This is a genomic window from Chimaeribacter arupi (assembly GCF_002858805.1).
GTDB classification, from domain to species: Bacteria; Pseudomonadota; Gammaproteobacteria; order Enterobacterales; family Enterobacteriaceae; genus Chimaeribacter; species Chimaeribacter arupi.
In genome coordinates this window covers 93,144-107,027 of the sequence record NZ_PJZI01000002.1, presented here as the reverse complement: position 1 = coordinate 107,027, position 13,884 = coordinate 93,144, and the positions used below count along the sequence as shown (strand labels likewise).

15 protein-coding genes are annotated in these 13,884 nt (G+C 55.3%); 2 read left to right on the top strand and 13 right to left on the bottom strand.

Annotated elements, in window-relative coordinates; genetic code table 11:
- The first annotated feature begins 158 nt into the window (after window positions 1-158).
- On the top strand, window positions 159-962 hold the full coding sequence (locus tag CYR52_RS02065; protein WP_072926349.1) for a deaminated glutathione amidase: 804 nt from the start codon (window positions 159-161) through the stop codon (window positions 960-962).
- Between the two features lie 115 nt (window positions 963-1,077).
- Window positions 1,078-1,281 carry a twin-arginine translocase subunit TatE gene (tatE, locus tag CYR52_RS02060; RefSeq protein WP_072926348.1) on the top strand — a complete coding sequence of 68 codons (204 nt, stop codon included), beginning with the start codon at window positions 1,078-1,080 and terminating at the stop codon, window positions 1,279-1,281.
- A gap of 144 nt (window positions 1,282-1,425) precedes the next feature.
- Here tatE and lipA read toward each other — a convergent pair whose 3' ends face one another.
- The 13 genes from lipA to lptE form a co-directional block, all read right to left on the bottom strand.
- The gene (lipA, locus tag CYR52_RS02055) at window positions 1,426-2,391 is read right to left on the bottom strand and encodes a lipoyl synthase (RefSeq protein ID WP_101827865.1); all 966 of its coding nucleotides are present in this window, start codon (window positions 2,389-2,391) and stop codon (window positions 1,426-1,428) included.
- 335 nt (window positions 2,392-2,726) lie between these two features.
- Entirely contained in the window at window positions 2,727-3,686 is a 960-nt protein-coding gene (locus CYR52_RS02050; protein WP_072926344.1) for a YbeF family transcriptional regulator, read from the bottom strand.
- 182 nt (window positions 3,687-3,868) lie between these two features.
- On the bottom strand, window positions 3,869-4,537 hold the full coding sequence (gene lipB, locus CYR52_RS02045; RefSeq protein WP_072926342.1) for a lipoyl(octanoyl) transferase LipB: 669 nt from the start codon (window positions 4,535-4,537) through the stop codon (window positions 3,869-3,871).
- An 84-nt stretch (window positions 4,538-4,621) separates the two neighbouring features.
- Window positions 4,622-4,885 carry a DUF493 family protein YbeD gene (ybeD, locus tag CYR52_RS02040; RefSeq protein ID WP_072926340.1) on the bottom strand — a complete coding sequence of 88 codons (264 nt, stop codon included), beginning with the start codon at window positions 4,883-4,885 and terminating at the stop codon, window positions 4,622-4,624.
- A gap of 104 nt (window positions 4,886-4,989) precedes the next feature.
- Window positions 4,990-6,201 carry a D-alanyl-D-alanine carboxypeptidase DacA gene (dacA, locus tag CYR52_RS02035; protein ID WP_072926338.1) on the bottom strand — a complete coding sequence of 404 codons (1,212 nt, stop codon included), beginning with the start codon at window positions 6,199-6,201 and terminating at the stop codon, window positions 4,990-4,992.
- Between the two features lie 174 nt (window positions 6,202-6,375).
- Window positions 6,376-7,467 carry an endolytic peptidoglycan transglycosylase RlpA gene (gene rlpA / locus CYR52_RS02030; protein WP_072926336.1) on the bottom strand — a complete coding sequence of 364 codons (1,092 nt, stop codon included), beginning with the start codon at window positions 7,465-7,467 and terminating at the stop codon, window positions 6,376-6,378.
- Between the two features lie 11 nt (window positions 7,468-7,478).
- Window positions 7,479-8,591, bottom strand: a complete 1,113-nt coding sequence (mrdB, locus tag CYR52_RS02025; protein ID WP_072926335.1) for a peptidoglycan glycosyltransferase MrdB — start codon at window positions 8,589-8,591, stop codon at window positions 7,479-7,481.
- 8 nt (window positions 8,592-8,599) lie between these two features.
- Window positions 8,600-10,504 (bottom strand): peptidoglycan DD-transpeptidase MrdA, encoded by a 1,905-nt coding sequence (gene mrdA / locus CYR52_RS02020; protein ID WP_072926333.1) that lies wholly within the window; start codon window positions 10,502-10,504, stop codon window positions 8,600-8,602.
- A gap of 41 nt (window positions 10,505-10,545) precedes the next feature.
- Window positions 10,546-11,016: a 23S rRNA (pseudouridine(1915)-N(3))-methyltransferase RlmH gene (rlmH, locus tag CYR52_RS02015; protein ID WP_072926332.1), complete on the bottom strand. Its 471-nt coding sequence runs from the start codon at window positions 11,014-11,016 to the stop codon at window positions 10,546-10,548.
- Window positions 11,017-11,019: 3 nt separating this feature from the next.
- Window positions 11,020-11,337, bottom strand: coding sequence for a ribosome silencing factor (gene rsfS, locus CYR52_RS02010; protein ID WP_072926330.1), 318 nt, complete (start codon window positions 11,335-11,337; stop codon window positions 11,020-11,022).
- A 210-nt stretch (window positions 11,338-11,547) separates the two neighbouring features.
- Window positions 11,548-12,219 (bottom strand): nicotinate-nucleotide adenylyltransferase, encoded by a 672-nt coding sequence (nadD, locus tag CYR52_RS02005; RefSeq protein ID WP_101827864.1) that lies wholly within the window; start codon window positions 12,217-12,219, stop codon window positions 11,548-11,550.
- Window positions 12,220-12,248: 29 nt separating this feature from the next.
- On the bottom strand, window positions 12,249-13,274 hold the full coding sequence (holA, locus tag CYR52_RS02000) for a DNA polymerase III subunit delta (protein WP_101827863.1): 1,026 nt from the start codon (window positions 13,272-13,274) through the stop codon (window positions 12,249-12,251).
- The gene (gene lptE / locus CYR52_RS01995) at window positions 13,271-13,873 is read right to left on the bottom strand and encodes an LPS assembly lipoprotein LptE (RefSeq protein ID WP_072926325.1); all 603 of its coding nucleotides are present in this window, start codon (window positions 13,871-13,873) and stop codon (window positions 13,271-13,273) included. Before lptE ends, holA begins: the two co-directional genes overlap by 4 nt.
- Window positions 13,874-13,884: the final 11 nt, after the last annotated feature.

The window sequence follows — 13,884 nt, the reverse complement described above, 5'->3', positions numbered from 1 at the left end:
GCATCCCCGTAGCGCGGCAAGCGTAACGTATTTTTATGTGGCCCGTCATCTTCCTCAATAAAACGTGTGTTAAAAAAGCGTGTATTGTACGTAATAACCATGATCTGTTTTATCCATTAACGCCGCGCGCAGCTGTGCACACCAGCAAGGAGTGAATTATGAAGGTTGCCCTGGGTCAGTTTGTCATCTCCTCCCAATGGCAGAATAACGCGGAAACGTGCCAGATTCTGATGGCGCGGGCAGCGCATGACGGGGCCGATTTACTGGTCTTGCCGGAAGCCTGTATGGCGCAGGACGGCAGCGATGCCGATGGCGTGTTGCGCCTGGCCCAACCGCTGGACGGGCCGTTTGTCAGCCAGTTGTTGTCGGCCAGCCGCGGCAGTTCGTTAACAACCATTGCCGGTATGCACACCCCCAGTGGCGACGGGCTGGTCTATAACGTGCTGGTGGTGATACGTGATGGCCGGCTTATCGCCCATTACAATAAGCTGCACCTGTATGATGCCTGGGAAATGAAAGAGTCGAAAAACGTTAAGCCGGGCAATACGCTGCCGCCTTTGCTGGAGATCGCCGGTTTTAACATAGGGCTGATGACTTGCTACGACGTGCGATTCCCGGATATGGCGCGCCGCCTGGTGATGGACGGGGCCGACGTGCTGGTGGTGCCTTCTGCCTGGGTGAAAGGCCCGCTGAAAGAGAAACACTGGGAAGTGCTGAATACGGCAAGGGCGCTGGAAAATACCAGTTACCTGATTGGGGTCAGTGCCTGTGGCGGGCGCAATATCGGCAATAGCCTGGTAATTGACCCGATGGGAATGGCCATTGCCCGCGCCGCGGAGGAACCCGCGCTAATTTTTGCCGAACTGGACAAAGCGCGGTTAGCGCAGGTTCGCCAGGCCTTGCCGGTGCTGGCAAACCAACGTTTCGTCAGGCCGGTACTGCGTGATGAACAGGACGCCTGAAAAAATCTCACTCTGTTACATATTGTCATTGAGTTGCCGCCCGGAATAACAGTAAATGAGCCATCGCTGTTTTCTGCTGATTCATGCAGCATGTTAGATAAACGAGAAGGTGTGTATGGAAGGTATCAGTATTACGAAATTGTTGGTGGTGGGCGTTCTTATTGTGCTGCTGTTCGGCACCAGTAAACTGCGTACTTTGGGTGGCGATTTAGGTGCCGCGCTGAAAGGCTTCAAAAAAGCCATGAGCGATGATACTGCGCCGGCGAAAGCCACGGCTGAAGAGAGTGCCACCGCACCGCGTGTAGAAAACAAAGACTGACGTTTCCGCGCCGGGCGTTTAACGGCAGCCACCCGGTGGCAAAAGGTAACGAATAAAAAACGGATGCTCGTGAGAACATCCGTTTTTAGTGTGTCCAGCCAGGATTAAGTAACAAAATGTGTCACTTTTCAGCGGGCAGGCGCGTTACTTCACTTCCAGGCCTTTTGCCTGCAGGTCAGCATGGTAAGACGAGCGAACAAACGGCCCGCACGCAGCATGGGTAAAGCCCATTGCCAGTGCTTCTTCTTTCATCTCATCAAATTCTGCCGGGCTGACATAACGCTGAACCGGTAAATGGTGGCGGCTGGGTTGCAGGTACTGACCAAGCGTCAACATGGTGACGCCATGACGGCGTAAATCGCGCATCACTTCAATAATCTCTGCATTGGTTTCACCCAGGCCAACCATCAGCCCCGATTTGGTCGGGATCTCAGGATGAAGCGCTTTAAACTGCTCCAGCAGCTTAAGCGACCACTCATAGTTGGCGCCCGGACGAACCTGGCGGTAAACACGCGGCACGTTTTCCAGGTTATGGTTGAACACATCCGGTGGGGTAGCATTCAGGATCTCAAGTGCGCGATCCATCCGGCCGCGGAAATCCGGCACCAGTGTCTCAATTTTAATGGTGGGGCTTTTCTCACGGATGGCGCTGATGCAGTCTGCAAAGTGCTGGGCACCGCCATCACGCAGGTCATCGCGGTCAACCGAGGTAATCACCACATAACGCAAGCCCATATCGGCAATGGTTTGCGCCAGTTTGGCCGGTTCGTTGGCATCCGGCGTCAGTGGGCGGCCGTGGGCCACGTCACAGAACGGGCAGCGGCGGGTACAGATGGCACCCAGGATCATAAACGTCGCTGTGCCGTGGTTAAAGCACTCGGACAGGTTCGGGCAGGAGGCTTCCTCACACACCGAATGCAGGCCATTTTTACGCATGGCCGCCTTGATACCCTGTATCCGGCTGGAATCCGCAGGAAGTTTGATTTTCATCCACTCGGGTTTGCGCAACAGCTCCTGGCGTTCGGTGACCACTGTTTTCACCGGAATCAGGGCCATCTTGTCCGCATCGCGGTATTTCACACCGCGTTCCATCTGAATTGGTTTACTCATAGTCGTGCAGGTTCCAGTTTTGACGCTTTCCGGGCAGGAAGGCCAGTGAATTCAACGAACTACATGATTATTCAAATAAATTTGAAAATTATCTCAAAATTATATCATCTTTACCGGTACGCATTCAGCCCTTGAATCGATTTTGATGCGCGGCGGTGAGTGATTTTTGAGCATTTTAGTAGGGGTTCAAACAAGAAAGGTCAGCGGAAAACATAAATTATGAAGAATAAACAATAGGATAGCGCTGTGGGCAGAGTGCGGAATTGTGTTGTAAAAATGTTATTTATTCGTGCTTTGTTAATGATGCCCACAGCATCGGCAGCGTGAAAACCCGCTTAAAGTGTGGCTTCTGATGGAGGTTCGAGGTAGGTGATGTTGTCCCCACTGAAGGTTGTGATAATGGTGTTGATCAGCTGCATCAGGGTCTTGTCTTTTTTTGAGGCCCGGTTGTAGTAAAGGTAAATATCCAGGTCACCAAAGGAAAAATCACTTTGGATTTTTTTGATCGGATAAGCGCGTTTATACATTTCGTACAGGCTTTCAGGAACAAAGCCAATCAGCTCACTGCCGGCCACGATATTCAGAATATTCAGGGCGCTATAGGTAGTAAAAGCAAAGTTCCGGTTGAATTCATTCATATCCAGAGATTGTTTTTTTTGCCTGAGTAAAAGGTCATTAATCTCTATAAAGGTAAATTTCTCATCAACGGCATTTTCTAATGATAAATAGTCCGTAATGCGGGGGTGATGGCGGTGACAAACGCAGACAATTTTTTCTGCAAAGACTTTAACGCCAACGATAGATTTACTATATATCGCTTTGGCATCAATCACGATATCCGCATTAAATTGATTTAACGCATCATAATTATCAGGAATGTCCTGGTGTTTTAACACATAGTTGGGGTTGACCCTGATAAGTTCCTGATAAATACGCGGCAGCACTTCACAGCCGATATGCGGCCGGCAACTGACCGTGATAAAGCGCGTTTTGTGGATGTCCTGGCTGAAGTCCAGCCCGGTGATGATGGCACCCAGGCCCTCACTGATGTGGTTATGCAGGTTCCTGGCGTAGGCCGTAGGGGTGATCCCTTTGCCGGAGCGAATAAACAGCGGGTCAGGGAAGGTATTCCGCAGTTTCTGGATCGACTGGCTGATAGACGAAGGCGTGAGATTTAACGCTTTGGCGGCATTAACAATTCCTTTATGCAAGTAAACCGCCTCAAATACTGTTAACAAGTTGAGGTCGATGTTTCTTAATTTATTTAAACTTGCCGATATATTATTTTCATCCATAAAATTATCTCGCTATTGGTTGTTAAGTGCTGTTTGGCATAACCGGCGGCATTCCTTGCAGGCGCCCCGTAAGCACGCTCACGGGGGTTAACTATAACTTAATTTAGTATAAAGTAGCGATTTAATTCGTGATCTGACTTTTATATTGATGGGAATTATATAAAGAGTCTTTATATTGATATTTAAAGATAATTTATTGCATCCCACGCCTGGTGTTCAAGGGCGTCATAGCCGGTGAGCCGGGCAAAGGTTTCCAGCAATACCGGTTGCACATCCGCAACGGTAACGCCGGGGCGTAAGGCGCTGAGCTGAGTCATTTGCATCCCGGCATAGCCACACGGATTAATACGCAGGAATGGCGCAAGATCCATCGCAATATTTAATGCCAGCCCATGAAAAGAGCACCCTTTACGGATACGCAGGCCCAGCGAACAGATTTTTTGTTCACCCACATACACACCAGGCGCATCCGGGCGGGCATGGGCCGGAACATCGAAATGCGCCAGGGTCTGAACCACGGTTTCTTCAATAGCGGTCACCAGCTGGCGCACGCCCATTTTATTGCGCTTGATGTCCAGCAGCACATACATCACCTGCTGGCCCGGCCCGTGGTAGGTGACCTGGCCCCCACGATCGCTTTGGATAACCGGGATATCGCCCGGCATCAGCACATGTTCTGCTTTACCGGCCTGACCTTGTGTAAAGACCGGGTGATGCTCCACCAGCCAGATCTCATCCGCGCTTTCGCCGGTACGGCGGTCAGTAAACGTGTGCATGGCCTCGGAGACCAACAGGTAGGGTTGCAGGCCAAGCTGCCGTACGATCAGGTTATTGTGTTGCAAATCAGTCATCACAAAGTAAAGAAATTATTGCAGTAGTATAACCAGCGGCCTGCACACCTGCCAGCCATGCTGATTCCCTTCGATGGCAGGGTGTTACAACACCATCCGGACAATCTCAATATTGCCCAGCTCTTCATACAGCGTTTCCACCTGGTCAATGTGGGTGGCGGTAATGGTGATAGACACGGAGTGGTAGTTGCCTTTGCTGCTCGGTTTCACCTGCGGTGAATAGTCGCCCGGAGCATGGCGTTGCACCACTTCAATCACCTGGTCAACCAGCTCGGGCTGCGCCAGGCCCATCACTTTATAGGTGAATGAGCAGGGGAATTCGAGCAGTTCGTTCAGTTTGGTTTTCATGTGTGCTCCAGAAAAAACGGAAGGGAGTAGAAAGTATAACTCCCGCCGCGGCGGGAGTTAACGAGTGATTATGATATGGGGGCAGAATGCCCGCTTGCAAGGCCTTAGCCGAACCAGTGATGGAACATCAGTTTGATGTAATCGATCAGGCGGCCGACAAACCCGCCTTCTTTCACTTCATTCAGAACCACCAGCGGGCGCTGGTCAATGGTCTTGCCATCAAGCTGGAAATTGATGCTGCCGACAACCTGGTTTTTCGTCAGCGGCGCATGGATTTCCGGGGTCGTCAGCACATAGCTGGCTTTCAGATCTTTCATGCGGCCCCGCGGGATGGTCAGGAACACATCTTTATCCACGCCCAGTTCAACGCGATCGGCATCACCGAACCAGACCGGTTCAGAAGCAAACTCTTTGCCGGCTTTCAATGGCGAAACGGTTTCAAAGAAGCGGAAGCCCCAGGTCAGTAATTTCTTGCTTTCGGTTTCGCGGCCTTTATACGTGTGGCCCCCGAGCACGGCAGAAATCAGGCGCATCTGGCCTTCGGTCGCCGAGGCCACCAGGTTGTAACCCGCGGCTTCGGTATGGCCGGTTTTGATGCCGTCCACATTCAGGCTGGTATCCCACAGCAGGCCGTTACGGTTAACCTGGCGGATCTTGTTAAAGGTGAACTCTTTTTCGTGATAGGTCGCGTACTCGTCCGGCACGTCACGGATCAGCGCCTGGCCAATCAATGCCATGTCACGTGCGGAGCTGAACTGGCCGTCAGCATCCAGGCCGTGGACGGTCTTGAACTGGGTATTTTGCAGGCCGAGGGCTTTCACGTAGTTGTTCATCAGGCCGACGAAGGCGTCCTGGCTGCCGGCGACGTAATCCGCCATTGCCACACAGGCGTCATTGCCGGACTGCAGAATAATGCCGCGGTTCAGTTCGGAAACCGGTACGCGATCGCCCGGTTTCAGGAACATCAGGGACGAGCCTTTGAATTCCGGGTTTCCGGTTGCCCAGGCATCTTTCCCGATGGTGACCACATCAGTCGGCGTGATTTTGCCTGCCTTGATCGCCTGCCCGATGACGTAACTGGTCATCATTTTGGTCAGGCTGGCCGGGTTGCGGCGGGCATCAGCATTCATCTCTGCCAGCACTTTCCCGGAGTTGTAGTCGATCAGGACATACGCTTCCGCATCAATCTGCGGCACGCCAGGGATCATTGTTTTGAGATTAACGTCATCGGCGTTGGCGACAGAAGAGAGGCCAAATGCCAGGACGGTGCCGAGAGTAAAGCTCTTCAGTAAGCGCGAGGTAGTTACAGGTTTCATGATCGGGACTACAACATCCGTGAAAGTAAGTTAAAAAACGTGCCACACTATAGCAGATGCAAGATCGCCCGGCATCAGCCAATCAAGAGGGTAACCGGCGTTTACATAGATTTACCTTATAGATAAGGCATGCTGTCTCTATAACAAACACCGGGTTGGCAGCCTGAAAAGGCGTTACTCCCCTGCGGGCAAGGCGGTAATAAAGGATTGTTGCTGCGCTTCGCTCATCAGGCGTTGCTGGATCTCACCCGCCTGCTGGCGGCTGCTGAAGGGCCCAAGCTGAACGCGGTAAACCCCGCTGCCGGCGCTCACTTTCCCCGGCACGCCAAAGCGCCGGCTCAGTGTTTGCTGGAAGCTCTGCGCCCTGGCGGCATCACTCAGGGCACCCACCTGCACCATATAGCCGCCGCCCTGGGCCGCAGGGGCAGAGGAAACCGGAGGTGCCGCCACCACGGCGGCCGGTGCACTGACCGCCGCCACTACCGGGACAGCCGGTTCATCACTCTCCAGAACACCTTGCGGCACCGGCGTCGGGGCATTCAGGAACCCGCCGCGGGCATTGCCCGGTTCAGCCATGCTGCCGTCACTGAGTGCGCTGTTATCAATCGCACGGACCGGCGCACTGACCGGGGCACTTTCGCCTTGCACCGGAGTGCCGAGGCCGCTGGTACCGAGGTCAGGGCGCGTCGGCAGCGCATAGCTCTGCTTGGCGATGGTGGTCCCGAGGGTACCCGGCCCGGAAAGGGTGCCGTCCTGCGCGACGTTGATGAAGTCTACTTTTACTTTGGTATTGTTGGAAATGTTCAGGCGTTCAGCGGCGGCCGTGGAGAGGTCGATAATCCGCCCCGGCTGGAAGGGGCCGCGATCGTTGATGCGGACCACAATACGCCGCCCGTTGCTGAGGTTGGTCACCCGCACATAGCTGGGGATCGGCAGGGTAGGGTGGGCCGCGCTCAGTGCATTGGGATCAAACGTCTCGCCCATGGCCGTGGTATTGGTGTTTGTTTCGGCCCCATAGGTGCTGGCCAGCCCGGTCTGGCTGAAGTTTTCCGGATTGCGCTCAATGGTGTAGGTTTTGCCGTTAACGCTGTAATCCTGATTCGCCGTGGCGCTGTAAGGTTCATACTGCGGCTCCACGCCGCCAATCTCTTCGACCGGGCCGGAGTAGGCCGGCTGCGGTTGCGGTGCCTGTTGTTGTGGTGTTTCCAGTGTACAGGCGCTCAACAACGCCCCCATGATGCCAACCCACAGCCACTGTTTACGCATTGCTCACCCTCTTATAAATTTTTAGACAACATTTTGCGATGAGTATGTATCGACATCACGATACCAAACCCGGCCATCAGAACGATTAATGCCGATCCACCATAGCTGACCAGCGGCAGCGGCACGCCCACCACCGGCAGGATACCACTCACCATGCCGATGTTGACGAACACATACACAAACAGGATCAGCATCAGCCCGCCGGCCATGACCCGGCCAAAGGTGGTTTGCGCTTTCGCGGCGATCACCAGCCCGCGCATGATCAGGCAGAGGTAGAGCGCAAGCAGGATCAGCACGCCCACTAACCCCAGCTCTTCTGCCAATACGGCAAAAATAAAGTCGGTATGGCGCTCCGGCAGGAATTCCAGCTGTGACTGGGTGCCGTGCAGCCAGCCTTTCCCTGACAACCCGCCGGAACCAATGGCGATTTTTGACTGGATAATGTGATACCCGGCCCCAAGCGGATCGGATTCCGGGTCAAGCAGCATCATGACGCGGTCGCGCTGGTAGTCATGCATCAGGAAGAACCAGAGCACCGGGATAAAGGCCGCCAGCAGCAGGGCTGCCACGCCAATCAGTTTCCAGCTCATACCGGACAGGAACAGCACAAACAGCCCGGACGCAGCAATCAGGATAGACGTACCGAGATCCGGCTGGGCGGCCACCAGCAGCGTCGGCAGGAAAATCAGTACCAGCGCAATGCCGGTATTTTTCAGCGAAGGCGGGCAGACGTCACGGTTGATAAAGCGCGCCACCATCAGCGGCACGGCAATTTTAGCGATTTCAGAGGGCTGGAAGCGTACCACCCCCAGATCCAGCCAGCGCTGCGCGCCTTTACTGATCTGGCCGAAGGCATCCACCATCACCAGCAGGATCACACAGACAACGTAGAGGTAGGGCGCCCAGCTTTCATACACCCGCGGCGGGATCTGCGCCATCACCAGCATGATGATCAGGCCCATCGCGATCTGGCCGATTTTGCGCTCCATCATGCCCATGTCCTGGCCGCTGGCGCTCCAGATCACGAACGCGCTGTAGGCCAGCAGCGCCATGATCACCAGCAGCAGCGGCATATCGATGTGGAGCTTCGCCCACCAGGAGCCTTTTTGTTGGCTTTCAGTCATGGTTTACCTTATTCACCTTCAGTGCCGGGCGGCAGGGGGGCAGCCACCGGCAACTCTGTATTGTTGTCACCCAGCAGGATGTGGTCGAGGATCTGGCGGGTAATCGTACCCACTGCCGGGCCTGCGCCGCCGTTCTCCAGGATGACGATCACCGCCACCGTGGGTTTGTCATACGGGGCAAACGCGGTCATCAGTTTGTGGTCGCGCAGCCGTTCGGCGATTTTATGGGCGTTATAGGTTTCGTTTTCGCGCAGGCCAAAGACCTGGGCCGTACCGGATTTGGCGGCCGCCTTGTACGGGGCATCGGCAAAGCTTTTGCGCGCGGTGCCGTTTGCCCGGTTGGCTACGCCGTACATCCCGTCTTTGGCGATTTCCCAATAGCCGGAGTGAATATCGCCGATATGGCCGTTCTCTTCCTGCACATACGGCACCTGCTTGCCCTCTACCTGGGTGCTGTGCAGCAGGTGCGGGGTTTTGATTGCGCCGTCGTTAATCAGGATCATCATCGCCTTGATCATCTGAACGGGGGTGGCCGTCCAGTAACCCTGGCCGATGCCGACCGGAATGGTGTCACCCTGATACCAGGGTTTTTTGAAGCGCTTGAACTTCCATTCGCGGTTCGGCATGTTGCCTGCCCGCTCCTCGGAAAGGTCAATCCCGCTGTAGTGGCCGTAACCAAATTTGGTCATCCATTCCGACAGGCGGTCAATGCCCATGTCATAAGCGACCTGGTAGAAGAAGGTATCCGCGGACTCTTCCAGTGAACGGGTCACGTTCAGGCGGCCGTGGCCCCATTTTTTCCAGTCACGGAAGCGCTTTTCTGAGCCGGGGAGTTGCCACCAGCCGGGGTCAAACAGGCTGGTATTACGGGTAATCACCCCGGCCGTCAGGGCCGATACCGCAATATAGGGTTTAACCGTGGAGGCCGGCGGGTAAACACCCTGGGTCGCGCGGTTAATCAGCGGTTTGTTCGGATCTTCCAGCAAATTTTTGTAATCCTTGCTGGAAATGCCGTCCACAAACAGGTTGGGATCGTAACTGGGGTTAGACACCAGCGCCAGGATGCCGCCGTCACGCGGGTCAGTCACCACCACGGCGGCGCGGCTGCCGGTCAACAGTTTCTCGATGTACATCTGCAGGCTCAGGTCCAGCGTCAGGTAAATATCTTTACCGGCCTGGGGCGCCTGCTCATGTAACTGACGGATTACACGCCCACGGTTATTGACCTCAACCTCTTCATAGCCGGTTTTGCCGTGCAGCACATCTTCGTAATAGCGTTCAATGCCGAGTTTGCCGATGTCATGCGTGGCCGCATAGTTGGGCAATATCCCGGCCTTATCCAGCCGTTCGACGTCACGATCGTTGATTTTCGACACGTAGCCGATGACATGGGTCAGGGCAGAACTGTAGGGATAGTAACGGCGCTGGTAACCTTTGACTTCCACACCGGGAAAACGGAACTGGTTAACCGCAAAGCGCGCCACCTGCACTTCGGTCAGGGCAGGTTTAACGGCAATGGAGGTAAAGCGGCGTGAGCGCTTGCGCTCTTTCTGGAAGTTCGCAATGTCCTCATCCGTCAGGTCAACCACTGGGCGCAACTGTTCCAGCACCGCCGTCAGGTTATCTACTTTTTCCGGCACCAGCTCCAGCTGATAAATGGTGCGGTTAAGCGCCAGCGGTGTGCCGTTCCGGTCATAGATAATGCCGCGGCTGGGCGCAATCGGCACCAGCTTGATACGGTTTTCATTGGATCGGGTACGGTAATCTTCAAACCGCATGATTTGCAGATTATAGAGGTTGGCGACCAGAATGCCGCTGAGGAGCAGAATGCCTGCGAATGCCACCAATGCGCGGCGGACAAACAGGGCTGATTCAGCCGAATAGTCGCGAAAAGGGTTACGGTCTATTTTCATCCCACTACTTATGGTTCATTCTGCTGACATTCACCGACCGTTTATTCGCGGTGGTAAGGATGATTGGTGGTGATACTCCAGGCACGATAGAGGCTTTCAGCAACCAGTACCCTGACCAGCGGGTGCGGCAACGTCAACGGCGAGAGCGACCAGCTCTGCTCCGCTGCCGCCTTGCAGGCGGGTGCCAGCCCCTCCGGGCCACCAATCAGCAGGCTGACATCACGGCCATCCTGCTTCCAGCGCTCCAGCTGTTGCGCCAGGTGCGGCGTTTCCCACGGGGTGCCGGGAATATCCAGCGTCACCACGCGGTTACCTTTGCCGACCGCGGCCAGCATCAGCTCGCCTTCTTTTTCCAGAATGCGTTTGATATCCGCATTTTTCCCGCGCTTTCCCGCCGGGATCTCTACCAGTTCAAACGGCATATCTTTTGGAAAACGGCGCAGGTAATCCATGAATCCGGTCTGCACCCAGTCCGGCATTTTTGTGCCGACCGCCACCAGTTGCAGCTTCACCGCTTAACTCCAGAGCTTTTCGAGTTCGTAGAGCGTGCGGCTCTCTTCCTGCATGACATGGACAATGATTTCGCCCAGGTCAACCACGACCCAGTCAGCATCGGTGATGCCTTTCACGCCCAGCGTATGCAGGCCGATCGCCTTGACTTCTTCGACCACGTGGCCGGCAATCGACATCACATGGCGGCTTGAGGTACCGGTGCAGATGATCATGCAGTCAGTGATGCTGGATTTGCCGGTGACATCCAGGGCGATAATGTCCTGACCTTTCAAATCATCAATTTTATCAATAACAAATTCTTGGAGCGCTTTACCTTGCAAAGGTTCCCCCTCGGGTATGGTTGGTTTGGGACAGGGTTCACATCGTGGCAACCTGAAGGCCGCGATCGACAGTGTTACCCCATGCCGTAACAGGTTTTCTGGCCGGGTGTCAGTTAGCGAAAAATATTTCTGGAATCAACAGCTTGGTTAAAAAGACATGCTGGCTGAGCGGACACCCGAAATTAAGCGGCGCAGTATAACATGGGTGTTCTACTCGCGATATAAACCCTGTGAATCGATATAGTGTTGTACGGCCGGCGGCAGCAGGTGGTCACAATCCTGCCCGGCGTGCCGCCGTTTACGGATTTCCGTCGCGGAGACATTCACCAGCGGTGTATCCGCCAGATAAATAAACCCTGCCGGTTTTTCGCTCAACCGCCCGGCGCAGGAGACCGCATGTTCTTCAAACCAGGCCTGAAGTTGCGGGGTATCCAGTTGCTGCCGATAACCGGGCCGGGCACAAACCAGCAGGTGACACACCGCCAGCAACGATTCCCAGCGATGCCACTTATAAAGGTTGAGTAATGAATCCTGGCCAATGATAAACGCCAATGATGCCTTTGCGCCACGTTCTTTACGCAACGTTTCAAGTGTCTCAATCGTGTAGGAGGGCGTTTCCCGCTGGAGTTCGCGGTCATCGACCCGGAAAAGCGGGTGGTCTGCAATCGCCAGCTTGACCATCTCCAGCCGCTGTTGCGCCGTGGCCTCCGGCTGGGGACGGTGGGGCGGCACATTATTGGGCAGTAACGTCACACTGCTCAGCCCAACCTGTTGCGCCAGCGCCTCGACCGGTTTCAGGTGCCCATAATGCACAGGATCAAAGGTGCCGCCGAAAAAGGCATCGACGGTAGCAAGGTGACGCGCAGTGAATGTATCAGGCATGAGAAACCCGTCTCCAGGCGAAAGGGTAATCAATAAAAGATAGCAGGCAGGGCTTTACCGCACAGCAGCAATGACAGGCTTTCCAGTTCCGGCCAGACAGACTGACCATAATCCTGCTTCAGCGTCAGTTCAGCCCGCGTCAGCAATTGAACCGCCTGGTGAAGCTGGGGCAGGGAGAGGCGTTGCAACGCCTGCGTCAGCAAAGGCCGGCGGTTTTGCCAGACTTTGTGCTGGTCAAACAGCGCACGCAGCGGTTGTGAGGTGCCGGCCCGTTTCAGGGTCAGCAGCAATAACAATTCCCGTTGCACCGTCCGCAACAGGATCACCGGTTCGCTCTCTTCCAGCCGCAATTGGTGCAAAATATGCAGCGCACGTTTGCTTTTGCCTGCCAGCAGCGCATCCAGCCAGTGGTAGGGCGTAAAGTGGGCGGCATCATTGACGGCCTGCTCTACCCGCGGCAGCGTCAGTTTACCGTCTGGAAACAGCAGTGACAGCCGTTCGAGGGCCTGGGCTAGCGCCAGCAAATTGCCTTCATAGCAGTAACAGAGCAGCTGATTGGCCGGTTCATCCAGCGTCAGTTTCAACGATGTCGCACGTTGCGCCACCCAACGCGGCAATTGCGCCTGCTCCGGGGTCTGGCAGGTCACCCAGACGCCTTCCCGGCTCAGTGCCTTGAACCAGGCGGCGTTCTCTTGCCCCTTGGTCAGACGCTGGGCGCGCAGGATCAACAAAATATCCGGGTGCAGCAAGCCGGTCAGTTTCAGCAATTGCTCACTGATGGCGGCATTCGGGCCATTATCCGGCAGAACCAGCATCAGCGTCTGGCGGCTAGCAAACAGACTCAGCGCCTGGCATACACTGAAGATGGCATCCCATTCGGTGTGGTTGTCCAGCGTAAAGCTGTAATGCTCGCTGAAGCCCGCCTGCTGGGCAGCCGCACGGATATGATCCTGGCTCTCCTGAAGCAGCAAGGGATCATTCCCGCATAATAAATAACAAGCGCGCAGCCCCTCACGGAGCTGCGCGGCAAGTTGTTCAGGATAGAGCCGGATCATTGTGCGCTGACGCTGGCCGGCAGGGCAGTGCCGGTGGTGGCCGGCGGCGGGGTACTTTCCGCGCCGTCATCACTCAGGCTGACCTGCGGCTTCTTGCTTTCTTCTGACGCGTGAACCGCCAGCAGCTTGCGTACCAGCTGTTGTGCAGCCTGCTCGCGCATCTCCTGCAAAATAATGTCCTGCTCGGCATCTTTGGCCAACGCCGTCAGTGGGTTGTCAAAGAAGGAACGGAACACTTTTGCCTGCACCGGGTAGAGATCATGCCCCGGCAGCAACACCTGGGCATTTACCACCATCACCAGCTGATATTCCGCGGTTTTGCCGTCCTGGAAGATCGAGACAGTGTCCTGTCCCTGGGTCGCGCTGACAATGCGCAGCGACGGCAGATCCTTACGGGCTGACTTCTCCACAACGCTCACGTTGTTCAGGCGCAACTGCTGCCGAACTGCCCGCGTCAGCGGGCCGTAAGGATCGTAGCTGTCCAGCATCATGGTTTTCAGTTCTTCCGGCACCTGGGTGGTGCCGCGAAGGTGAAAGCCGCATCCCGAGGTCACCATCACGGCGACCCCCAGCAGCAGCATCATCAAACGATGTCGCACAACGCCTCCTT

What these genes read in the sequence shown, in the direction of transcription:
- CYR52_RS02065 (WP_072926349.1), top strand. Translation starts at nt 159, where the DNA reads ATGAAGGTTGCCCTGGGTCAGTTTGTCATCTCCTCCCAATGGCAGAAT.
- tatE (WP_072926348.1), top strand. Translation starts at nt 1,078, where the DNA reads ATGGAAGGTATCAGTATTACGAAATTGTTGGTGGTGGGCGTTCTTATT.
- lipA (WP_101827865.1), bottom strand. Translation starts at nt 2,391, where the DNA reads ATGAGTAAACCAATTCAGATGGAACGCGGTGTGAAATACCGCGATGCG.
- CYR52_RS02050 (WP_072926344.1), bottom strand. Translation starts at nt 3,686, where the DNA reads ATGGATGAAAATAATATATCGGCAAGTTTAAATAAATTAAGAAACATC.
- lipB (WP_072926342.1), bottom strand. Translation starts at nt 4,537, where the DNA reads ATGACTGATTTGCAACACAATAACCTGATCGTACGGCAGCTTGGCCTG.
- ybeD (WP_072926340.1), bottom strand. Translation starts at nt 4,885, where the DNA reads ATGAAAACCAAACTGAACGAACTGCTCGAATTCCCCTGCTCATTCACC.
- dacA (WP_072926338.1), bottom strand. Translation starts at nt 6,201, where the DNA reads ATGAAACCTGTAACTACCTCGCGCTTACTGAAGAGCTTTACTCTCGGC.
- rlpA (WP_072926336.1), bottom strand. Translation starts at nt 7,467, where the DNA reads ATGCGTAAACAGTGGCTGTGGGTTGGCATCATGGGGGCGTTGTTGAGC.
- mrdB (WP_072926335.1), bottom strand. Translation starts at nt 8,591, where the DNA reads ATGACTGAAAGCCAACAAAAAGGCTCCTGGTGGGCGAAGCTCCACATC.
- mrdA (WP_072926333.1), bottom strand. Translation starts at nt 10,504, where the DNA reads ATGAAAATAGACCGTAACCCTTTTCGCGACTATTCGGCTGAATCAGCC.
- nadD (WP_101827864.1), bottom strand. Translation starts at nt 12,219, where the DNA reads ATGCCTGATACATTCACTGCGCGTCACCTTGCTACCGTCGATGCCTTT.
- holA (WP_101827863.1), bottom strand. Translation starts at nt 13,274, where the DNA reads ATGATCCGGCTCTATCCTGAACAACTTGCCGCGCAGCTCCGTGAGGGG.